The following is a 22598-nucleotide window of genomic DNA, read 5'->3' as shown; positions in this document are numbered from 1 at the left end:
ATTTTGACTACTAACACTCATACTCTGCATATTGAAGAGATTTTAGAACTTCTGCCGCACCGTTTTCCGTTTTTGCTGGTTGATCGTGTGCTGGATTTTGAAGAAGGTCGTTTTCTGCGCGCAGTGAAGAATGTCTCCGTTAACGAGCCATTTTTCCAGGGGCATTTCCCAGGCAAACCGATTTTTCCGGGCGTGCTGATTCTGGAAGCGATGGCTCAGGCAACAGGTATCCTCGCATTTAAAAGCGTAGGAAAACTGGAGCCAGGTGAACTGTATTACTTCGCGGGTATTGACGAAGCACGCTTCAAGCGTCCTGTCGTGCCAGGCGATCAGATGATTATGGAAGTCACTTTCGAGAAAACACGCCGTGGCCTGACCCGCTTTAAAGGGGTTGCTCTGGTTGACGGTAAAGTCGTTTGCGAAGCAACTATGATGTGTGCCCGTAGCCGGGAGGCCTGATACGTGATTGATAAATCCGCCTTTATTCATCCTACCGCCATTGTGGAAGAGGGCGCCTCGATTGGCGCTAACGCTCACATTGGCCCTTTTTGTATTGTTGGACCCCATGTAGAAATTGGTGAGGGTACCGTACTGAAGTCTCACGTTGTCGTGAATGGCCATACTAAAATTGGTCGCGATAATGAGATTTATCAGTTCGCCTCTATCGGTGAAGTTAACCAGGATCTGAAATATGCGGGTGAACCGACCCGTGTGGAAATTGGCGATCGTAACCGCATTCGCGAAAGCGTCACCATTCATCGTGGCACAGTGCAGGGCGGTGGGTTGACGAAGGTGGGCAGCGATAACTTACTGATGATCAATGCCCACGTGGCACATGATTGTACGATCGGTAACCGCTGTATTCTGGCCAATAACGCCACCCTTGCGGGCCATGTTTCGCTTGATGATTTTGTTATCATCGGCGGCATGACCGCTGTGCACCAGTTCTGCATTATCGGTGCCCACGTAATGGTTGGCGGCTGTTCTGGCGTTGCTCAGGATGTTCCGCCGTATGTTATTGCTCAGGGCAACCACGCGACGCCGTTTGGCGTTAACATCGAAGGGCTGAAGCGCCGCGGTTTCACCCGCGAAGCGATCACTGCGATCCGCAACGCCTATAAAGCGTTGTACCGTAGCGGCAAAACGCTGGAAGAAGCCAAACCGGAAATCGCCGAACTGGCGAAGCAGTACCCGGAAGTTCAGCTATTCAGTGATTTCTTTGCCCGCTCAACACGCGGTCTGATTCGTTAATGGCTGAACAGCGCCCTTTAACGATTGCCCTGGTCGCCGGAGAAACCTCCGGCGATATTCTTGGTGCAGGTCTAATCCGTGCTCTCAAATTACGTGTGCCCAACGCCCGTTTTGTCGGTGTTGCCGGTCCACTCATGCAGGCCGAAGGTTGTGAAGCCTGGTACGAAATGGAAGAGCTGGCGGTGATGGGCATTGTTGAAGTGCTTGGACGCCTGCGCCGTTTGCTGCACATTCGTGCCGATCTGACGAAGCGTTTTACCGAACTGCAACCGGATGTCTTTGTGGGCATTGATGCCCCGGATTTTAACATCACCCTTGAGGGCAACCTCAAAAAGCAGGGTATCAAAACCATTCATTACGTCAGTCCGTCCGTCTGGGCGTGGCGACAGAAACGCGTTTTCAAAATAGGCAGATCCACCCATATGGTGCTGGCGTTTCTGCCTTTCGAAAAAGCGTTTTACGACAAATTTAATGTACCGTGCCGCTTTATTGGTCACACGATGGCGGATGCCATGCCGCTGGACCCGGATAAAAATGCGGCGCGCGATGTGCTGGGGATCCCTCATGATGCCCATTGCCTCGCATTGTTACCTGGCAGCCGTGGCGCAGAAGTCGAAATGCTTAGCGCTGACTTCCTGAAAACCGCGCAGCTGTTGCGGCAACACTATCCCGATCTTGAAGTCGTGGTGCCATTGGTCAATGCCAAACGTCGCGAGCAGTTCGAGCGAATCAAAGCTGAAGTGGCACCTGAGCTCTCTGTCCATTCGCTTGATGGAATGGGACGTGAAGCCATGGTGGCGAGCGACGCCGCCCTGCTGGCGTCGGGAACGGCGGCGCTGGAGTGTATGCTGGCGAAATGTCCGATGGTGGTGGGCTATCGCATGAAGCCCTTCACGTTCTGGTTAGCGAAACGACTGGTAAAAACTGACTATGTTTCGCTGCCTAACCTGCTGGCAGGAAGAGAGTTAGTCAAAGAGCTGTTGCAGGAAGAGTGTGAACCGCATGCGTTGGCGGAAGCATTATTGCCCCTGTTGGCAAACGGTAAAACCAGCCACGCCATGCACGACACATTCCGCGCACTGCATCAGCAGATCCGTTGCAATGCCGATGAGCAGGCGGCGGATGCAGTTCTGGAGTTAGCACGATGATTGAATTTGTTTATCCACATACCCATTTAGTGGCCGGTGTGGATGAAGTTGGGCGCGGACCTCTGGTCGGCGCGGTCGTTACCGCCGCTGTCATTCTTGATCCGGCTCGCCCAATTGTAGGGCTCAACGACTCAAAAAAGCTTTCAGAAAAGCGTCGCCTGGCGCTGTATGACGAAATTAAAGAAAAAGCGTTAAGCTGGAGCCTGGGACGTGCGGAGCCGCATGAGATCGATGAGCTGAATATTTTGCACGCGACCATGCTGGCGATGCAGCGAGCCGTTGCGGGCCTGCATATTGTGCCGGAATACGTGCTGATAGACGGTAATCGCTGCCCGGCGCTGCCGGTGCCTTCTATGGCCGTGGTGAAAGGCGATAGCCGGGTGGCGGAAATAAGTGCCGCATCCATTCTGGCAAAAGTTACGCGAGATGCTGAGATGACCGCGCTGGACGCCGTATTTCCCCAATATGGCTTTGCGCAACACAAAGGTTATCCAACCGCTTTTCATCTGGAGGCGCTTGCTGAACATGGTGCGACGGAGCATCACCGACGCAGCTTTGCTCCTGTCAAACGAGCACTGGGACTTGCGTCCTGATTCTTGCGTCGAGAATAAGTAAACCGGAATCTAAAGATGTCTGAACCACGTTTCGTCCACCTGCGGGTGCACAGCGACTACTCTATGATCGATGGGCTGGCGAAAACCGGACCGCTGGTGAAAAAGGCGGCCGCGTTGGGCATGCCTGCGCTGGCGATCACCGATTTCACTAACCTTTGCGGTCTGGTGAAGTTCTACGGAGCGGGCCACGGCGCGGGGATAAAACCTATCGTCGGCGCTGATTTTCACGTTCAGAGCGAGCAGTTGGGCGATGAGCTCACCCAACTGACAGTACTGGCGGCGAACAATACCGGTTATCAGAATCTGACGTTATTGATCTCTAAAGCGTATCAGCGCGGTTATGGCGCTGCCGGGCCGATTATTGATCGAGACTGGCTGATCGAGCTTAAAGAAGGGTTGATCCTGCTCTCGGGCGGGCGGATGGGCGATGTAGGGCGTTGTCTGCTGCGTGGGAATAGCGCGCTGGCTGAAGAGTGTGTCGCATTTTACGAAGAACATTTTCCCGATCGTTACTTCCTTGAGCTTATTCGCACCGGCAGACCAGATGAAGAGACGTACCTGCATGCGGCGGTAGCGCTTGCTGAAACGCGCGGCTTGCCAGTTGTGGCCACCAATGACGTCCGTTTTCTCGAAACGGGCGATTTTGATGCACATGAAATTCGCGTCGCCATCCACGATGGCTTTACCCTTGACGATCCAAAGCGTCCGCGTAACTATTCGCCGCAGCAGTATATGCGCAGCGAAGAGGAGATGTGCGAGCTTTTTGCCGACATTCCGGAAGCGCTGGAAAATACCGTTGAGATAGCCAAGCGGTGTAACGTCACGGTACGTCTGGGCGAATACTTCCTGCCGCAGTTCCCGACCGGAGACATGACCACCGAAGATTACCTGGTCAAAAAATCGAAAGAGGGGCTGGAAGAGCGTCTGGCGTTTTTGTTCCCGGACGAAGCAGAGCGTATAGAGAAGCGCCCACCCTATGACGAACGTCTGGATATTGAACTTCAGGTTATTAACCAAATGGGTTTCCCGGGTTACTTCCTGATCGTTATGGAGTTTATCCAGTGGTCGAAAGATAACGGCGTGCCGGTAGGGCCGGGACGTGGTTCCGGTGCGGGTTCATTGGTGGCCTATGCACTCAAAATTACCGACCTTGATCCGCTGGAATTTGACCTGCTGTTCGAACGTTTCCTTAACCCGGAACGTGTCTCCATGCCTGACTTCGACGTTGACTTCTGTATGGAGAAACGCGATCTGGTGATCGAGCATGTGGCGGAAATGTATGGTCGCGATGCGGTATCGCAGATCATTACTTTCGGTACGATGGCGGCAAAAGCGGTTATCCGCGACGTCGGCCGCGTGCTGGGGCACCCGTACGGCTTTGTTGATCGCATTTCTAAGCTGGTGCCTCCCGATCCGGGCATGACGCTGGCAAAAGCGTTTGAAGCAGAACCACAGCTGCCGGAAATTTACGAGGCAGATGAAGAAGTTAAAGCGCTAATTGATATGGCGCGTAAGCTGGAAGGCGTCACACGTAACGCCGGTAAACACGCCGGTGGTGTGGTGATCGCGCCAACCAAAATTACCGATTTTGCGCCGCTGTACTGTGATGAACAGGGGCTGCATCCGGTCACCCAGTTTGATAAAAACGACGTGGAATATGCCGGGCTGGTGAAGTTCGACTTCCTGGGTCTACGTACGCTTACCATCATTAACTGGGCGCTGGAGATGATCAACGCCCGTCGTGAGAAAAACGGCGAGCCACCGCTGGATATCGCAGCGATTCCGTTAGACGACAAGAAAAGCTTCGACATGCTGCAGCGTTCGGAGACCACTGCGGTCTTCCAGCTTGAATCCCGCGGCATGAAAGACCTGATCAAACGTCTGCAGCCTGACTGCTTCGAAGATATGATCGCACTGGTGGCGCTGTTCCGCCCTGGTCCGTTGCAATCGGGGATGGTAGATAACTTTATCGACCGTAAGCACGGCCGCGAAGAGATTTCCTATCCGGATGTTCAATGGCAGCATGAGTGTCTGAAACCGGTTCTGGAGCCAACCTACGGCATCATCCTGTACCAGGAACAGGTGATGCAGATTGCCCAGGAACTCTCCGGCTATACGCTCGGCGGCGCGGATATGCTGCGTCGTGCGATGGGTAAGAAAAAGCCGGAAGAGATGGCCAAGCAGCGCGGTACCTTTGAAGAAGGTGCGAAAAAACGCGGCGTCGACGGCGAACTGGCGATGAAAATCTTTGACCTGGTGGAGAAATTCGCTGGTTACGGGTTTAACAAATCTCACTCCGCTGCTTATGCACTGGTATCGTACCAAACGCTGTGGTTGAAAGCGCACTATCCGGCTGAGTTTATGGCCGCGGTAATGACCGCCGATATGGACAACACTGAGAAGGTGGTTGGCCTGGTGGATGAGTGCTGGCGCATGGGGCTGAAGATCCTGCCGCCGGATATCAACTCCGGACTGTATCATTTCCACGTCAATGATGACGGTGAGATTGTTTACGGCATCGGCGCGATTAAAGGCGTGGGCGAAGGTCCGATTGAAGCTATTATTGAAGCGCGTAACGAAGGCGGCTATTTCCGGGAATTATTTGATCTGTGCGCGCGTACGGACACCAAAAAGCTTAACCGCCGGGTGCTGGAAAAACTGATCATGTCCGGGGCGTTTGACCGCCTTGGGCCGCATCGGGCCGCACTGATGAATGCGTTGGGCGATGCCCTGAAAGCCGCCGATCAGCACGCAAAAGCAGAAGCCATCGGCCAGGCGGATATGTTTGGTGTTCTGGCGGAAGAACCGGAACAAGTTGAGCAATCCTACGCCAGCTGCCAGCCATGGCCTGAGCAGGTGGTGTTAGATGGGGAGAGAGAAACGTTAGGTTTGTACCTGACGGGACACCCCATCAACCAGTATTTAAAAGAAATTGAGCGCTATGTCGGAGGCTACAGGCTGAAAGACATGCATCCGACAGAACGTGGTAAAATCACCACGGCTGCGGGGCTCGTCATTGCCGCAAGGGTTATGGTCACCAAGCGCGGCAATCGTATCGGCATCTGTACCCTGGATGACCGTTCCGGGCGTCTGGAAGTCATGTTGTTTACCGATGCCCTGGATAAATACCAGCAATTGCTGGAAAAAGACCGCATACTTATCGTCAGCGGACAGGTCAGCTTTGATGACTTCAGCGGGGGGCTTAAAATGACCGCCCGCGAAGTGATGGATATTGACGAAGCCCGGGAAAAATATGCTCGCGGGCTTGCTATCTCGCTGACGGACAGGCAAATTGATGACCAGCTTTTAAACCGACTCCGTCAGTCTCTGGAACCCCACCGCTCGGGGACAATTCCAGTACATCTCTACTATCAGAGGGCGGATGCACGTGCGCGGTTGCGCTTTGGCGCATCGTGGCGTGTCTCTCCGAGCGATCGTTTACTTAACGATCTCCGTGGCCTCATTGGTTCGGAGCAGGTGGAACTGGAGTTTGACTAATACAGGAATACTATGAGTCTGAATTTCCTTGATTTTGAACAGCCGATTGCAGAGCTGGAAGCTAAAATCGATTCTCTGACTGCGGTGAGCCGTCAGGATGAGAAACTGGATATTAACATCGATGAAGAAGTCCATCGTCTGCGCGAAAAAAGCGTAGAACTGACGCGCAAAATCTTCGCCGATCTTGGTGCATGGCAGGTGGCCCAACTGGCACGCCATCCACAGCGTCCATATACCCTGGATTATGTCCGCCTGGCGTTTGATGAATTTGACGAACTGGCGGGCGATCGCGCTTATGCAGATGATAAAGCTATCGTCGGCGGCATCGCACGTCTGGAAGGTCGTCCGGTGATGATCATTGGTCACCAGAAAGGCCGTGAGACTAAAGAAAAAATCCGTCGTAACTTCGGTATGCCAGCGCCAGAAGGCTATCGTAAAGCGCTGCGTCTGATGGAAATGGCCGAGCGTTTCAACATGCCGATCATTACCTTTATCGACACCCCGGGCGCCTATCCAGGCGTCGGTGCGGAAGAGCGCGGTCAGTCTGAAGCCATTGCACGCAATCTGCGTGAAATGTCGCGTCTGAGCGTTCCGGTGATTTGTACCGTTATCGGTGAAGGTGGTTCAGGCGGCGCACTGGCGATTGGTGTGGGTGATAAGGTTAACATGCTGCAGTACAGCACCTATTCCGTTATCTCTCCGGAAGGTTGCGCCTCTATCCTCTGGAAGAGTGCCGACAAAGCGCCGCTGGCTGCAGAAGCAATGGGCATCATCGCCCCGCGTCTGAAAGAGCTGAAGCTGATTGATTCGATCATTCCAGAACCGCTGGGCGGCGCGCATCGCAACCCGGAAACCATGGCGGCTTCTTTGAAAGCGCAATTGTTGTCTGATTTGGCCGATCTCGATGTGTTGAGCAAAGACGATTTGAAAAACCGTCGTTATCAGCGCCTGATGAGCTACGGCTACGCGTAACTCTCTACTTTTCTGAAAAGGGCCACTTTTTGTGGCCCTTTTTTTTACCTGCGGTTTGACCAGGCTATGATTAGCTAAGGATTTTCCAGGAGGAACGCATGAATATCATTGCCATAATGGGACCGCACGGGGTTTTTTATAAAGACGAGCCCATCAAGGAACTTGAACACTCCCTGCAATCACAGGGATTCCAGATAATCTGGCCACAAAATAGCGTTGACCTGCTCAAGTTTATCGAACATAACCCGCGGATCTGCGGCGTGATTTTTGACTGGGATGAGTACAGCCTCGAACTGTGTAGCGATATAAATCAACTGAACGAATATCTTCCCCTTTACGCGTTTATTAATACGCACTCGACCATGGATGTGAGTGCGCAGGATATGCGGATGGCTCTGTGGTTTTTTGAGTACGCGCTGGGTCAGTCCGACGATATCGCAACGCGCATTCGCCAGTACACTAACGAATACCTGGAAAACATCACACCGCCGTTTACCCGGGCGCTGTTTACCTATGTGAAAGAGGGGAAGTATACCTTTTGTACGCCAGGCCATATGGCGGGGACCGCATACCAAAAGAGTCCTGTTGGTTGCCTGTTCTATGATTTTTTCGGCGGTAATACGCTGAAAGCCGACGTCTCTATCTCTGTTACCGAGTTAGGATCTTTGCTGGACCATACGGGGCCGCATCTGGAAGCCGAAGAATACATTGCCCGCACATTTGGCGCAGAACAGAGCTACATGGTGACGAACGGAACCTCGACATCGAATAAAATTGTCGGGATGTATGCGGCTCCGGCAGGCAGTACGCTGCTTATCGATCGCAACTGTCATAAATCTCTCGCGCACTTGCTGATGATGAGCGATGTGGTTCCTATTTGGTTGAAACCCACGCGAAATGCGCTTGGCATTCTTGGCGGGATCCCCCGACGCGAATTTTCCCGTACCAACATTGAACGCAAAGTGGCAGAAACGGCGCGGGCGCAGTGGCCGGTGCATGCGGTTATCACCAACTCGACCTACGACGGCTTGCTCTATAACACGACCTGGATCAAGCAAACACTGGAGGTGCCTTCGATTCATTTTGACTCTGCCTGGGTGCCGTACACCCATTTTCATCCGATCTATCAGGGGAAAAGCGGAATGAGCGGTGAGCGGGTGCCAGGGAAAGTGATTTTCGAAACGCAATCTACGCACAAGATGTTGGCGGCCTTATCCCAGGCATCCCTCATCCATATTAAAGGTGAGTACGATGAGGACACTTTTAACGAAGCATTTATGATGCACACCTCTACGTCACCCAGCTATCCCATTGTGGCATCCATCGAGACGGCGGCGGCAATGCTGCGTGGAAATCCGGGTAAGCGGTTAATCAACCGTTCGGTAGAACGCGCGCTCCATTTCCGCAAAGAGGTGCAGCGATTACGGGAAGAGTCGGATAGCTGGTTCTTTGATATCTGGCAGCCAGAAGATGTCGATGACGCGCAGTGCTGGCCCGTCGCGCCAGGGGAAGCGTGGCATGGATTTTCCGATGCCGATAGCGATCACATGTTTCTCGACCCGGTCAAAGTCACGATCCTGACGCCGGGGATGGATGAGCTGGGCACCATGAGCGAGGAAGGGATACCGGCGGCGCTGGTGGCGAAATTCCTTGATGAACGTGGTGTGGTTGTTGAGAAAACAGGGCCGTATAACCTGTTGTTCCTGTTTAGCATCGGTATCGATAAAACGCGGGCGATGGGATTGCTGCGCGGTCTGACTGAGTTCAAACGCTCCTACGATCTTAATCTTCGCGTTAAAAATATGCTGCCGGATCTGTACGCGGAAGATCCCGATTTTTATCGAAATATGCGGATTCAGGATCTGGCTCAGGGGATCCATACACTGATCCGTCAGCACGATCTTTCTGGCCTGATGCTGCGGGCGTTCGATACATTGCCTGAAATGAAAATGACGCCTCACGAAGCCTGGCAGCGGCAAATCAAAGGTGAAGTCGAAACCATCGCGATTGATCAACTGGTGGGGCGTATTTCGGCCAATATGGTGTTGCCTTATCCACCGGGAGTACCGCTGCTGATGCCGGGGGAAATGATCACTGAAGAGAGTCGGGCTGTGCTCGATTTTCTGTTAATGCTGTGTTCTATCGGCCATCACTATCCCGGGTTTGAAACGGATATTCATGGTGCGAAGCAGGATGACGATGGGGTATACCGTGTGAGAGTCCTAAAAACGGTCTAACAGCTTGCTTTCGCCAGTGTTTGACGGGTAACGTGCTGACAACATGCCTAAAGGAGACGCTATGCTGGGATTAAAACAGGTTCACCATATTGCGATCATCGCGACAAACTACACCGCCAGTAAGGCATTTTATTGCGATGTGCTGGGATTTACGCTGATGAGCGAAGCGTACAGAGAGGAGCGTGACTCCTGGAAAGGTGACCTGGCGTTAAACGGGCAGTATGTCATTGAGCTGTTTTCGTTTCCCTTCCCGCCGGCGCGCCCCAGTCGACCAGAAGCCTGTGGCTTGCGTCATCTTGCCTTTAGCGTGGATGATGTGGAAAAGGCCATTGCGCATCTGGAAGAAAACGGCGTGAAATGCGAGCCAGTGCGTATTGATCCGTTTACCCACAAACGTTTCACCTTTTTTAATGATCCTGACGGGTTGCCGCTTGAGTTGTACGAGCAGTAAGACTTGTCATTACGGCTTCTGCCCGGTAACGTGCCGGGCAACGCCACAGTAAGTAAGCATCATGACGACACTCACCCTGAACACTTCTCTTCTGACCTGCCGCCAGATTCTGGTGGCTTTTAGCGGTGGTCTGGATTCCACTGTGCTTCTGCATCAACTGGTGCAGTGGCGGCAACATAGCCCAGGCCTCACTCTGCGCGCGATTCATGTTCATCATGGACTCAGTCCCCATGCCGACAGCTGGGTGGCCCACTGTGAAGCGGTTTGTCAGCAATGGCAGGTGCCGCTGGTGGTCGAGCGCGTCCAGCTTGAGGATAAGGGGCTAGGGATTGAGGCGCAGGCTCGCCGCGCGCGGTATGACGCTTTTGCCCGAACATTGCTGCCCGGTGAAGTGCTGGTCACCGCCCAACACCTCGACGACCAGTGCGAAACCTTTCTGCTGGCGCTTAAGCGCGGTAGCGGTCCGGCGGGTCTGTCGTCGATGGGGGAGCGTTCGCCGTTTGCCGGTTCGTCTCTTATTCGCCCGCTGCTGATGGAAACGCGTAGCGCGCTTGAACAGTGGGCAAGAGCGCATGAGTTACGCTGGATTGAAGATGAGAGCAATCAGGATGATGCCTACGATCGTAATTATTTACGGCTGCGCATCATTCCGCTCCTGCAACAACGCTGGCCGCACTTTGCCGGGGCGACAGCCCGTAGCGCCGCATTGTGCGCTGAGCAGGAGAACCTGCTGGATGAGTTGTTAGCTAACGAGGTTGCTGACTGCACCACGCCGCAAGGCTCGCTACAGCTGGAACCGCTCATGGCGATGAGCGATGCCCGCCGTGCTGCAATATTACGTCGTTGGCTGGCGGCGCAGAATGCGCCGATGCCCTCGCGTGACGGGCTGGAACGAATCTGGCAGGAAGCGGCGCTGGCGCGCGAGGATGCCTCCCCGTGCTTGCGTTTTGGCGAGTATGAAATCCGTCGTTACCAGTCACAACTGTGGTGGGTTAAATCCGTTGCAGGGCAAAGCGATACGGTTTTGAGCTGGCTGTCGTGGCAAACGCCGCTGATGTTGCCTGCGGGCCTTGGAACTGTACACCTGGTGACCGGTGGTGACCTGCGAATGCCACGTGCCGACGAGCCTGTCAGTATCCGTTTTAAAGCATCTGGATTACTGCACATTGTGGGGCGCAATGGTGGACGCAAATTGAAGAAAATCTGGCAGGAGCTGGGTGTTCCCTCCTGGCGACGGGATACCACGCCGATGCTGTTTTACGGCGAAACGCTGATTGCGGCTGCTGGAGTATTTGTGACGCGTGAGGGGCTTGCAGAGGATGAATCGGGTGTGAAATTGGTGTGGGATAAGCGCATCTGAAATGCCTGATGACGCTGCGCTTATCGGGCCTACATATCGCATGGAGAGTAGGCCGGATAAGGTGCTTGCACCGCCATCCGGCAACACATATTCAGGATTCGCTGACCACCACGGTTCCAATTTGTGGGTGGCTGAAACTGGAAATTTTGTCGAGACGTAGCTCACGCGTTTCGCCTGAGACATCTGCAATCAGGTATTCCACGTTTTTACGAGAGACCAGATCGTTGGCTTTTGCCTGCATAACCTCGCCATCTTTCAGCGTCAGCGTCAGTATTAAATGATGCTGGCAGGCGAGCTCGAGATTGTCGTAGTCATCGCAATTGATGGGTTGATATGTTTCATTCATTGACATAATCGCTCACCAGTAAGTTCGCGGCAGCATAGGCCGCCTTTTCCCTGACCGACTCTGAAATGGCGCTGTCTTCCGCCACTTCATTAAGCACTTTCAATACGCAACCCAGCGCATCCGGGATATACCCTAAGTCTCCGCTGGCGATTTCCGCGTACCGCTTGCGTATTAACTCACAATATTTTTCCACATGCCCTCCTGTCAGCATTCTGACTTAACCGTGGATGCAAGTCTAAGCCTACGAAGATAAACTCTGTTTAGCAAGGTGACTATACCATACTCATTCAAGCAATATCAGCGTCTTGATAGAGGAGACATAAGGCATCCGTTAACAGCCTTTTGGCGCCGATTTCGTTACAATGTGCGCCTGATTCGAAAGGAGCTCTCTCATGGCGCTTAAAGCGACAATTTATAAAGCTGTTGTCAATGTGGCGGACCTGGATCGCAACCAGTTCCTTGATGCGACATTAACGCTGGCGCGTCACCCCTCTGAAACGCAGGAGCGCATGATGCTGCGCTTGTTGGCGTGGATTAAATATGCCGATGAACGGCTACAGTTTACGCGCGGCCTGAGTGCGGAAGATGAGCCGGAAGCGTGGCTGCGTAACGATCACCTCGGTATTGATTTGTGGATTGAGCTTGGACTCCCCGATGAGCGCCGTATTAAGAAAGCCTGTACTCAGGCCGCAGAGGTCGCGCTGTTTACCTACAATAGCCGCGCTGCACAAATCTGGTGGCAACAAAACCAGAGCAAGTGCGCGCAGTTCTCTAACTTGTCCGTGTGGTATCTGGATGATGAACAGCTGGCGCAACTGAGCGATTTTGCCGGTCGTACCATGACATTGCAGGCGACCATACAAGATGGCGCTATCTGGCTGTCGGATGCTCAGAATAATCTGGAAATTCATCTGTCTGCGTGGCAACAGGCTTCATGATCGTTATCTCCCGAAACGTCTCTATTCCCGACAATGAGCTGGAGATCACGGCGATTCGTGCTCAGGGAGCGGGTGGGCAGCACGTTAATAAGACGTCGACGGCTATCCATTTGCGTTTTGACATTCGGGCCTCCGGGCTGCCAGAGTATTATAAGGAACGCCTGTTAAGCGCCAGTCACCATCTGATTAGTCAGGAGGGTGTCATTATTATCAAGGCGCAGGAATACCGCAGCCAGGAGCTAAACCGGGAAGCCGCAATTGCCCGGTTAGTGGCGGTTATAAAAGAATTAACCGCAGTACAGAAAAGCCGTCTGGCGACGCGACCTGGGCGCGCTGCAAAGGAGCGTCGGTTGTCGTCGAAGGCGCAAAAGTCTTCAGTGAAAGCGCTACGCGGTAAAGTTCGCCATTCTCAGGATTGACGAGCGAGATTGAAAATTTTTATAAGGAATTCATGGTGAAAACAGCGATTTTGTCCGTCGTGGCAGCCTGTACACTCTTTTCATTAATGGGGTGTAATAATCGTCACGACGTGGAGGCGTTACAGCCCGCACAGGCAGCAGAATTAAAACCAATGCAGCAAAGCTGGCGCGGTGTATTGCCCTGCGCGGATTGCGAAGGCATTGAAACGTCTCTGTTTCTTGAAAAAGACGGAACATGGGTGATGAACGAACGCTATCAGGGTGTACGCAAAGAGCCTTCGTCATTTGCTTCATACGGCACATGGGCACGTACCGCTGATAAGCTGGTGCTGACGGACAGTAAAGGCGAGAAGTCTTACTATCGCGCGAAAGGCGATGCTCTGGAGATGCTCGATCGTGAAGGTAATCCGATTGAGTCGCAGTTCAACTACACGCTTGAGTCTGTGTCTGCCAGCCTGCCGGTAACGCCAATGCCCATGCGCGGCATGTATTTCTATATGGCTGACGCGGCGACCTTTACCGATTGTGCAACCGGAAAACGGATGCCGGTAGCGAATAATGCCCAACTGGAACGAGACTATTTATCGGCGCGTGGGGAAACGGGCAAACCCGTTCTGCTGACGGTTGAAGGTCACTTTACGCTGGAAGCCAATCCGGATACGGGTGAGAAGGTAAAAACACTGATGGCGGATAAAGCGATGAAATTTATTTCTGGTCAGGATTGCGCCAGTAAATAACGCGTGAATCGTTGCGAATAACGTTATAAAAAAACCCCGCATTTGCGGGGTTTTTTATGGCTTAACCTTTAATGGCTTTCACCAGATAGTTAAGAATGTCACCGGTTTTGATCAGCTGCTTCTCGCCGTTACGACGATATTTATATTCGATATCGTCGTTGTCGAGGTTACGGTCGCCCAGCACGATGGTGTGCGGAATACCAATCAGCTCCATGTCGGCAAACATCACGCCCGGACGCTCTTTACGATCGTCCATCAGCACTTCGATACCCTGCGCACGCAACTCTGCGTACAGCTTCTCGGCCAGCTCCTGCACACGGTAGGATTTGTGCATGTTCATCGGCAGAATCGCAACCTGGAACGGGGCGATGGCGTCAGGCCATACGATGCCGCGATCGTCGTAATTCTGCTCAATCGCCGCCGCCACAACGCGAGTGACCCCGATACCGTAGCAACCCATGGTCAGGATCTGGTTACGGCCATCTTCGCCCTGTACGGCCGCTTTCATTGCTTCAGAGTACTTCGTACCCAACTGGAAGATGTGACCGACTTCGATACCGCGTTTAATCAGCAGCGTACCTTTACCATCCGGGCTTGGATCGCCAGCGACCACGTTACGGATGTCCGCGACTTCAGGCGTTGCAACATCGCGATCCCAGTTGATGCCGAAGTAGTGTTTACCGTCGATGTTCGCGCCCGCGCCGAAGTCGCTCATCGCAGCCACGGTACGGTCAATAACCATCGGAATCGGCATGTTCACCGGACCGAGAGAACCTGGGCCTGCTTTCACCACGGCACGAATTTCTTCTTCGGTCGCGAAGGTCAGCGGGCTGGCAACCTGCGGCAGTTTTTCTGCTTTTACTTCGTTCAGCTCGTGGTCGCCACGAACCAGCAGCGCAACCAGCGGGTAAGCGCTTCCTTCCACTGCTTTTACCAGCAGGGTTTTCACGGTTTTTTCGATCGGCAGATTGAACTGTTCAACCAGTTCGGCGATGGTTTTCGCGTTCGGCGTATCAACCAGCGTCATCTCCTGAGTCGCAGTAGCGCGTGGCTCTTTCGGCGCGACGGCTTCAGCGAATTCGATGTTTGCTGCGTAGTCAGAAGAGTCAGAGAAGATCACATCATCTTCGCCGCTCTGCGCCAGCACCTGAAATTCATGGGATGCGCTACCGCCGATAGAACCGGTATCAGCCTGCACAGCACGGAAATCCAGGCCCATACGGCTGAAGATTTTGCTGTAAGCCGCGTACATGGCGTCGTAGGTTTCCTGCAGGGATTCCTGAGACGTATGGAAAGAGTAAGCATCTTTCATCAGGAATTCACGGGAACGCATCACACCGAAACGTGGGCGAACTTCGTCACGGAATTTGGTCTGGATCTGGTAGAAGTTCAGCGGCAGCTGTTTGTAAGAACTCAGTTCGTTACGAATCAGATCGGTGATCACTTCTTCGTGAGTCGGGCCGAGTACGAACGGACGATCGCCACGGTCTGCAATACGCAGCAGTTCCGGGCCATACTGTTCCCAACGACCACTCTCTTGCCACAGTTCAGATGGCTGAACCACTGGCATTAACACCTCGATGGCACCGGCGTTGTTCATCTCTTCACGCACGATATTTTCGACTTTTTTCAGGACGCGCACGCCGGTCGGCAGCCAGGTGTATAACCCGGAGGCCAGCTTGCGGATCATCCCGGCGCGCAGCATCAGCTGGTGGCTGATAACCTCGGCGTCGGCAGGTGTCTCCTTCAGAGTGGAGAGCAGGTATTGGCTAGTACGCATGTTGTTACGGTTCCAGTTGGACGATCGAACAGGCTCAATGCGAGCCTGACACAAAAAAAGTGATTTACCCGTCATACTTCAAGTTGCATGTGCGTTGGCTTTCCTCGTTCACCCCAGTCACGTACTGGTGTACGCTCCAGGGGGTTCACTGCGTCGCTAACTTCCTGCAACTCGAATTATTTAGGGGCTAGTTTACCAGCGAGAAAGGGATGTCAAAAGAGAAGGCCGCGAAATTACCGTGGTTCCAGTGCAAAGACTTCAAAACCCTCTTCAGTGACGCGCCAGCGCACGTTGAAATCGTGTAGCCACACGGCATAGGTTTTGCCCGTCTCTTCACCCTTACGATAGGCAGGGCGCGGATCCTGCGCCAGCACTTCGCGAATAAACGCTTTTAATTGCGGATAATGCTTTTCGTGTGACAGAAGTTGCTGCTCAATCTCGGCAGTAAAGCTGACCTTCATTTCGGCTATGGGCGCATGTTGCGCATAGCTGGCTGTGGCATCCGGCAGCGCCTCAGCAAACGGTAGGTAGGGTTTGATGTCGATGACTGGCGTTCCGTCCACCAGGTCCAGACTGCCTAATTTCAGGATGACGTTGTCTTTCTGGCAATGAATTCCTTTTAGCTCGACCAGCGACATCCCGATGGGATTCGGACGAAAAGTGGAGCGCGTGGCGAAAACGCCCATTCTGGCGTTGCCGCCCAGGCGAGGTGGCCGCACTGTGGGGCGCCATCCGCCTTCCATTGTCTGGTGAAAGACAAAAATCACCCACAAATGGCTAAACGCTTCCAGGCCGCGAACAGCATCGGCCTGGTTATAAGGTGCGAGCAAATGCAGTTCGCCGTTGGCGCTTTTCACCAGACCCGGTTGGCGCGGAACAGCGAACTTTTCTTTATAAGGGGAGCGGATAACGCCTATTTGCTCGAACTGAAAATGGCTCATTTAGACGAAATGTTCAGGGCCGAACCAATACAAACCGCCTGACGGTAGCAACCTGGCGTACCGCTGGTGACTTCGCAGCTGTGCTGCAGTACCGCATTAGCTTTCATTTTAGATGCGTTAATCTGCATGCGTTTGCGCGCGGTTGGAATACTCGGAGGGGAGTCCTGATTCGATGCCTGGCAGGATTCACCGCTGACTTCGCCAAGATCGCGGAACGGTTTACCCACTAAATCTTCAGCATTGGTAATAATTCTGACCGGTGTCGCGCGCGGTGCTTTTGGTTTTTCCGGCTCCGCTTTAGGCGGGGTTGCGGTGCTTTGAACGGGTTCAACAGGGGATCTGCTTAACATAGAACAGCCGCTCAGCATGAGTGCTACTAAACAGATCGGTAAAGCACGCATAATATTTCCTCAATGAATGATCTAATCGTCAGATATTGAATCAGTTGCCTGCATAAATGACAAGACGGGCTTTCGCCCGTCCTGAATAATATTACAGATTGTGCAAACAGCCTAAAAATTACCAGCCTTTAACCGCGCCGCCATTGAAGACTTTATTTGCTGCTTCGTAGACTTCGTCAGACTGGTAAGCCTGAACGAATTTCTTCACGTTTTCAGCATCTTTGTTATCTTCACGAGTGACGACCAGGTTAACGTACGGGGAGTCCTTGTCTTCAACAAAGATACCGTCTTTTGCTGGGGTCAGGTTAATCTGACTTGCATAGGTCGTATTGATCACTGCCAGTGCAATCTGTGCATCGTCCAGAGAACGCGGCAGCTGTGGCGCTTCCAGCTCAACCAGTTTCAGGTTTTTCGGGTTTTCGGTAACGTCCAGCGCCGTCGGCAGCAGGCCAACACCCTCTTTCAGCTTGATCAAGCCCACTTTTTGCAGCAGCAGCAGGGAACGACCAAGGTTAGTCGGGTCATTTGGGATAGCGACCTGTGAACCGTCCTGCAGCTCATCCAGCGATTTGATTTTTTTGGAGTAGCCAGCAATCGGGTAAACGAACGTATTGCCTACTGCCACCAGTTTGTAGCCGCGATCCTTGATCTGCTGATCCAGATAAGGTTTGTGCTGGAACGCGTTAGCATCGATATCGCCTTTGCTCAGCGCTTCGTTTGGCAGAACATAGTCGTTGAACGTGACCAGCTCAACATCCAGACCGTATTTTTCTTTTGCCACTTTCTGGGCCACTTCAGCAACTTGTTGTTCCGCGCCGACAATCACGCCCACTTTGATGTGGTTCGGATCTTTTTCATCCTGGCCGCAACCCACAAGTGCCAGAGAACCGATCAAGGCTCCAACTGCCGCAAAGGTTTTGAATTTGAACGCCATGCTTATTTCCTTAATGAGTTATTTGTGTTGTGTTTAATGTTACTTGTGCGTCACTGCCCGAACGATGCGATCGCCGGATAACTGAATTAAATAAACCAGAACGACGAGTAATACCAGCACCGTATTCATCACGGTCGCATTGTATCCGATGTAACCATACTGATAGCCAATTTGGCCCAACCCGCCAGCGCCGACGGCACCACCCATCGCCGAGTAGCCGACCAGCGTAATGAGCGTAATGGTTGCTGCGTTCACCAGACCAGGCAATGCTTCTGGCAGGAGCACTTTACGTACGATCTGCAGCGGTGTGGCCCCCATCGCCCGGGAAGCTTCGATAAGCCCGGCAGGGATTTCCAGCAGGGCGTTTTCTACCATACGTGCGATGAACGGCGCGGCGCCAACCGTCAGCGGTACGATGGCCGCCTGTAGACCGATTGACGTGCCAACAATCATTCTCGTGAATGGAATCATCCACACCAATAAGATAATGAAAGGGATAGAACGGAAAATATTGACCAACGCAGAAAGCGTACGGTAAAGCTTTGCGTTCTCAATAATTTGCCCTGGACGAGTGACATACAGCAGCACGCCCACTGGCAGTCCAATGACAAAACCAAAAAAGCCGGACACAAAAGTCATTGCCAGCGTTTCCCAGACGCCACGCACCAGCAACCATATCATCGGCTCAGACATAACCCAGTACCTCTACTTTTACATGGTGTTGCTGCAGCCAGGCAATGGCAGCTTGCGTTTCTTCTGGCGTACCGTGCATCTCCGTCAGCATGATGCCGAACTTCACACCGCCTGCGTAATCCATCTGCGCACTAATAATGTTGTTATTCACGTTGAAGCGACGTGCCGTCTCTGAGAGCAGAGGGGCATCAACCGACTGACCGGTAAATTCCATACGCAGCATTGGGACGCTGTCTGCGTGCGGCTCGGGTTTTAAACGTTCCAGATAATCTTCCGGAATATCCAGATGCAGGGTGGACTGAATAAATTTCTGTGCCAGCGGGGTTTTCGGGTGTGAAAACACTTCGCTCACCGTGTCCTGTTCAATCAGTTCGCCGTCACTGATCACCGCTACGCAGTCACAGATACGTTTAACCACGTCCATTTCATGCGTAATAAGAAGAATGGTCAGACCGAGACGACGGTTAATGTCTTTCAATAACTCCAGAATGGAGCGCGTTGTTGCCGGATCCAGTGCACTGGTGGCTTCATCGCACAGCAAGACTTTCGGATTGCTGGCCAGTGCGCGGGCAATCGCGACACGTTGCTTTTGACCGCCCGAGAGATTGGCCGGGTAGCTGTCATGTTTATCACTGAGGCCAACCAAATCTAACAACTCTGACACGCGACGCTTAATCTCGTCTTTCGGCGTGTTGTCCAGTTCCAGCGGCAAAGCGACGTTACCAAATACGGTACGTGAAGATAACAGGTTAAAATGCTGAAAAATCATGCCTATCTGGCGACGGGATTTTGTCAGCTCAGATTCTGACAACGTAGTCAGTTCCTGACCTCCAACCTGCACGCTGCCTTCGGTTGGACGTTCAAGCAGGTTTACACAGCGAATTAATGTACTTTTACCGGCACCGGAGGCGCCAATAACGCCATAAATTTGCCCGGCAGGGACATGCAGGCTGACATTATTCAGAGCCTGAATGGTGCGAGTCCCCTGTTGGAACACTTTGGTGATATTCGAAAGTTTAATCATTGATTATTTATTATCGTAATTAAGTTAGCCGTGGCATTTTCGTCTGCCTGATACGGTCGACGCCGTCAACAAGATGGATGTTAAGGCATCCAGACGTCTAAATCAATCCAGCTTTCGACGATGAGCACTTTCTTGCTTGCGGAAACATGCGATACTAGCGGCATATACCTTATTCAGGAGTAAACCGGTGGCAAAATCAGTACCTGCAATTTTTCTCGACCGTGATGGCACAATCAATGTGGATCATGGCTACGTGCATGAAATAGACGAGTTTGAGTTTATCGATGGCGTTATCGACGCAATGCGTGAACTTAAGAAGATGGGGTATGCGCTGGTGGTTGTCACCAACCAGTCGGGTATTGCACGCGGTAAGTTTACCGAAGCGCAGTTTGAAACGCTGACTGAATGGATGGACTGGTCTCTGGCCGACCGGGATGTTGAACTGGACGGTATCTATTATTGTCCGCATCACCCGCAGGGGAGTGTGGAAGAGTTCCGTCAGGTCTGCGATTGCCGTAAACCGCATCCCGGTATGTTTATCTCCGCTCGCGATTTCCTGCACATCGATATGGCTGCTTCTTATATGGTCGGCGATAAAGTAGAAGACATGCAGGCAGCGGCAGCAGCCAATGTAGGGACAAAAGTTTTGGTGCGTACAGGTAAACCTGTCACCCCTGAAGCAGAAAATGCAGCAGACTGGGTGATAAATAGCCTTGCAGATCTGCCTCAGGCCATCAAAAAGCAGCAAAAATAGGCATTATGGTGAAAAGGTGAACGGTTGGCGTTTTTTTTCTATTTTTGACTTGTCAGCCCGAAATAACTCCCTATAATGCGCCTCCATCGACACGGCGGATGTGAATCACTTCACACAAACAGCCGGTTCGGTTGAAGAGAAAAATCCTGAAAATCAGGGTTGACTCTGAAAGAGGAAAGCGTAATATACGCCACCTCGCGACAGAGCGCTAAAGCGCGTCGCAACTGCTCTTTAACAATTTATCAGACAATCTGTGTGGGCACTCGAAGATACGGATTCTTAACGTCGCAAGACGAAAAATGAATACCAAGTCTCAAGAGTGAACATACGTAATTCATTACGAAGTTTAATTCACGAGCATCAAACTTAAATTGAAGAGTTTGATCATGGCTCAGATTGAACGCTGGCGGCAGGCCTAACACATGCAAGTCGAACGGTAGCACAGAGGAGCTTGCTCCTTGGGTGACGAGTGGCGGACGGGTGAGTAATGTCTGGGAAACTGCCCGATGGAGGGGGATAACTACTGGAAACGGTAGCTAATACCGCATAACGTCGCAAGACCAAAGAGGGGGACCTTCGGGCCTCTTGCCATCGGATGTGCCCAGATGGGATTAGCTAGTAGGTGGGGTAACGGCTCACCTAGGCGACGATCCCTAGCTGGTCTGAGAGGATGACCAGCCACACTGGAACTGAGACACGGTCCAGACTCCTACGGGAGGCAGCAGTGGGGAATATTGCACAATGGGCGCAAGCCTGATGCAGCCATGCCGCGTGTATGAAGAAGGCCTTCGGGTTGTAAAGTACTTTCAGCGGGGAGGAAGGCGATACGGTTAATAACCGTGTCGATTGACGTTACCCGCAGAAGAAGCACCGGCTAACTCCGTGCCAGCAGCCGCGGTAATACGGAGGGTGCAAGCGTTAATCGGAATTACTGGGCGTAAAGCGCACGCAGGCGGTCTGTCAAGTCGGATGTGAAATCCCCGGGCTCAACCTGGGAACTGCATCCGAAACTGGCAGGCTAGAGTCTTGTAGAGGGGGGTAGAATTCCAGGTGTAGCGGTGAAATGCGTAGAGATCTGGAGGAATACCGGTGGCGAAGGCGGCCCCCTGGACAAAGACTGACGCTCAGGTGCGAAAGCGTGGGGAGCAAACAGGATTAGATACCCTGGTAGTCCACGCCGTAAACGATGTCGACTTGGAGGTTGTGCCCTTGAGGCGTGGCTTCCGGAGCTAACGCGTTAAGTCGACCGCCTGGGGAGTACGGCCGCAAGGTTAAAACTCAAATGAATTGACGGGGGCCCGCACAAGCGGTGGAGCATGTGGTTTAATTCGATGCAACGCGAAGAACCTTACCTACTCTTGACATCCACGGAATTTAGCAGAGATGCTTTAGTGCCTTCGGGAACCGTGAGACAGGTGCTGCATGGCTGTCGTCAGCTCGTGTTGTGAAATGTTGGGTTAAGTCCCGCAACGAGCGCAACCCTTATCCTTTGTTGCCAGCGGTTCGGCCGGGAACTCAAAGGAGACTGCCAGTGATAAACTGGAGGAAGGTGGGGATGACGTCAAGTCATCATGGCCCTTACGAGTAGGGCTACACACGTGCTACAATGGCATATACAAAGAGAAGCGACCTCGCGAGAGCAAGCGGACCTCATAAAGTATGTCGTAGTCCGGATCGGAGTCTGCAACTCGACTCCGTGAAGTCGGAATCGCTAGTAATCGTGGATCAGAATGCCACGGTGAATACGTTCCCGGGCCTTGTACACACCGCCCGTCACACCATGGGAGTGGGTTGCAAAAGAAGTAGGTAGCTTAACCTTCGGGAGGGCGCTTACCACTTTGTGATTCATGACTGGGGTGAAGTCGTAACAAGGTAACCGTAGGGGAACCTGCGGTTGGATCACCTCCTTACCTTAAAGAACCTGCCTTTGTAGTGCTCACACAGATTGTCTGATGAAAAGTAAATAGCAAGGCGTCTTGCGATTGAGACTTCAGTGTCCCCTTCGTCTAGAGGCCCAGGACACCGCCCTTTCACGGCGGTAACAGGGGTTCGAATCCCCTAGGGGACGCCACTTGCTGGTTCGTGAGTGAAAGTCACCTG

General features: G+C 52.8%; 21 protein-coding genes, 1 tRNA gene and 1 rRNA gene. 15 read left to right on the top strand and 8 right to left on the bottom strand.

What is annotated here, in order from left to right:
- Positions 1-3: 3 nt before the first annotated feature.
- The 9 genes from fabZ to tilS all read left to right on the top strand — a co-directional run bounded on the left by fabZ (position 4) and on the right by tilS (position 11531).
- Complete coding sequence (gene fabZ, locus JM656_RS17460) at positions 4-459, top strand: 3-hydroxyacyl-ACP dehydratase FabZ (protein WP_003018528.1); 456 nt, start codon at positions 4-6, stop codon at positions 457-459.
- 3 nt (positions 460-462) lie between these two features.
- Positions 463-1251: an acyl-ACP--UDP-N-acetylglucosamine O-acyltransferase gene (gene lpxA / locus JM656_RS17455; RefSeq protein ID WP_203358863.1), complete on the top strand. Its 789-nt coding sequence runs from the start codon at positions 463-465 to the stop codon at positions 1249-1251.
- Complete coding sequence (gene lpxB / locus JM656_RS17450) at positions 1251-2399, top strand: lipid-A-disaccharide synthase (RefSeq protein WP_203358862.1); 1149 nt, start codon at positions 1251-1253, stop codon at positions 2397-2399. The genes lpxA and lpxB overlap by 1 nt, the downstream gene beginning before the upstream one ends.
- A complete protein-coding gene (gene rnhB / locus JM656_RS17445; protein WP_203358861.1) occupies positions 2396-2992 on the top strand; it encodes a ribonuclease HII in 597 nt (198 codons plus the stop codon). The genes lpxB and rnhB overlap by 4 nt, the downstream gene beginning before the upstream one ends.
- Positions 2993-3028: 36 nt before the next feature.
- A complete protein-coding gene (gene dnaE / locus JM656_RS17440) occupies positions 3029-6511 on the top strand; it encodes a DNA polymerase III subunit alpha (RefSeq protein WP_203358860.1) in 3483 nt (1160 codons plus the stop codon).
- 12 nt (positions 6512-6523) lie between these two features.
- Positions 6524-7483, top strand: a complete 960-nt coding sequence (gene accA, locus JM656_RS17435; RefSeq protein WP_203358859.1) for an acetyl-CoA carboxylase carboxyl transferase subunit alpha — start codon at positions 6524-6526, stop codon at positions 7481-7483.
- A gap of 98 nt (positions 7484-7581) precedes the next feature.
- Entirely contained in the window at positions 7582-9720 is a 2139-nt protein-coding gene (gene ldcC, locus JM656_RS17430; RefSeq protein ID WP_203358858.1) for a lysine decarboxylase LdcC, read from the top strand.
- A gap of 61 nt (positions 9721-9781) precedes the next feature.
- The gene (locus tag JM656_RS17425) at positions 9782-10171 is read left to right on the top strand and encodes a VOC family protein (RefSeq protein ID WP_203358857.1); all 390 of its coding nucleotides are present in this window, start codon (positions 9782-9784) and stop codon (positions 10169-10171) included.
- A gap of 61 nt (positions 10172-10232) precedes the next feature.
- Entirely contained in the window at positions 10233-11531 is a 1299-nt protein-coding gene (tilS, locus tag JM656_RS17420; RefSeq protein WP_203358856.1) for a tRNA lysidine(34) synthetase TilS, read from the top strand.
- A 91-nt stretch (positions 11532-11622) separates the two neighbouring features.
- On the opposite strand, the gene rof is transcribed toward tilS, so the two are convergent.
- Both rof and JM656_RS17410 read right to left on the bottom strand, forming a co-directional pair.
- Positions 11623-11883 carry a Rho-binding antiterminator gene (gene rof, locus JM656_RS17415; protein ID WP_162381175.1) on the bottom strand — a complete coding sequence of 87 codons (261 nt, stop codon included), beginning with the start codon at positions 11881-11883 and terminating at the stop codon, positions 11623-11625.
- Positions 11870-12070, bottom strand: coding sequence for a YaeP family protein (locus JM656_RS17410; protein WP_203358855.1), 201 nt, complete (start codon positions 12068-12070; stop codon positions 11870-11872). Before JM656_RS17410 ends, rof begins: the two co-directional genes overlap by 14 nt.
- A gap of 199 nt (positions 12071-12269) precedes the next feature.
- Here JM656_RS17410 and JM656_RS17405 point away from each other — a divergent pair, with 199 nt between their 5' ends.
- Genes JM656_RS17405 through nlpE form a run of 3 tightly spaced genes read left to right on the top strand, consistent with a single transcriptional unit; the run spans position 12270 to position 13971 of the window.
- Entirely contained in the window at positions 12270-12815 is a 546-nt protein-coding gene (locus tag JM656_RS17405; protein ID WP_203358854.1) for a YaeQ family protein, read from the top strand.
- On the top strand, positions 12812-13234 hold the full coding sequence (arfB, locus tag JM656_RS17400) for an alternative ribosome rescue aminoacyl-tRNA hydrolase ArfB (protein ID WP_203358853.1): 423 nt from the start codon (positions 12812-12814) through the stop codon (positions 13232-13234). Before JM656_RS17405 ends, arfB begins: the two co-directional genes overlap by 4 nt.
- A gap of 32 nt (positions 13235-13266) precedes the next feature.
- A complete protein-coding gene (nlpE, locus tag JM656_RS17395; protein WP_203358852.1) occupies positions 13267-13971 on the top strand; it encodes an envelope stress response activation lipoprotein NlpE in 705 nt (234 codons plus the stop codon).
- Between the two features lie 61 nt (positions 13972-14032).
- Here nlpE and proS read toward each other — a convergent pair whose 3' ends face one another.
- The 6 genes from proS to metN all read right to left on the bottom strand — a co-directional run bounded on the left by proS (position 14033) and on the right by metN (position 19744).
- Positions 14033-15751, bottom strand: a complete 1719-nt coding sequence (gene proS, locus JM656_RS17390) for a proline--tRNA ligase (RefSeq protein ID WP_203358851.1) — start codon at positions 15749-15751, stop codon at positions 14033-14035.
- Positions 15752-15984: 233 nt separating this feature from the next.
- Positions 15985-16692 (bottom strand): tRNA (N6-threonylcarbamoyladenosine(37)-N6)-methyltransferase TrmO, encoded by a 708-nt coding sequence (tsaA, locus tag JM656_RS17385; RefSeq protein ID WP_203358850.1) that lies wholly within the window; start codon positions 16690-16692, stop codon positions 15985-15987.
- A complete protein-coding gene (gene rcsF, locus JM656_RS17380) occupies positions 16689-17093 on the bottom strand; it encodes an Rcs stress response system protein RcsF (protein WP_198906381.1) in 405 nt (134 codons plus the stop codon). The genes tsaA and rcsF overlap by 4 nt, the downstream gene beginning before the upstream one ends.
- 118 nt (positions 17094-17211) lie before the next feature.
- Complete coding sequence (gene metQ, locus JM656_RS17375; RefSeq protein WP_192611165.1) at positions 17212-18027, bottom strand: methionine ABC transporter substrate-binding lipoprotein MetQ; 816 nt, start codon at positions 18025-18027, stop codon at positions 17212-17214.
- A 39-nt stretch (positions 18028-18066) separates the two neighbouring features.
- The gene (locus tag JM656_RS17370; protein WP_192611166.1) at positions 18067-18720 is read right to left on the bottom strand and encodes a methionine ABC transporter permease MetI; all 654 of its coding nucleotides are present in this window, start codon (positions 18718-18720) and stop codon (positions 18067-18069) included.
- Positions 18713-19744: a methionine ABC transporter ATP-binding protein MetN gene (gene metN, locus JM656_RS17365; RefSeq protein WP_203358849.1), complete on the bottom strand. Its 1032-nt coding sequence runs from the start codon at positions 19742-19744 to the stop codon at positions 18713-18715. Before metN ends, JM656_RS17370 begins: the two co-directional genes overlap by 8 nt.
- 187 nt (positions 19745-19931) lie before the next feature.
- Here metN and gmhB point away from each other — a divergent pair, with 187 nt between their 5' ends.
- The 3 genes from gmhB to JM656_RS17350 all read left to right on the top strand — a co-directional run bounded on the left by gmhB (position 19932) and on the right by JM656_RS17350 (position 22569).
- Positions 19932-20498 carry a D-glycero-beta-D-manno-heptose 1,7-bisphosphate 7-phosphatase gene (gene gmhB, locus JM656_RS17360; protein WP_203358848.1) on the top strand — a complete coding sequence of 189 codons (567 nt, stop codon included), beginning with the start codon at positions 19932-19934 and terminating at the stop codon, positions 20496-20498.
- A 368-nt stretch (positions 20499-20866) separates the two neighbouring features.
- Positions 20867-22408, top strand: a 16S ribosomal RNA gene (locus JM656_RS17355).
- A gap of 85 nt (positions 22409-22493) precedes the next feature.
- A tRNA-Glu gene (locus JM656_RS17350) sits at positions 22494-22569 on the top strand.
- The last annotated feature ends 29 nt before the right edge of the window (positions 22570-22598 follow it).

Source organism: Citrobacter sp. R56, from assembly GCF_016811995.1.
Taxonomy (GTDB): domain Bacteria; phylum Pseudomonadota; class Gammaproteobacteria; order Enterobacterales; family Enterobacteriaceae; genus Citrobacter_D; species Citrobacter_D enshiensis.
This window is presented reverse-complemented; position numbering and strand designations above follow the sequence as displayed.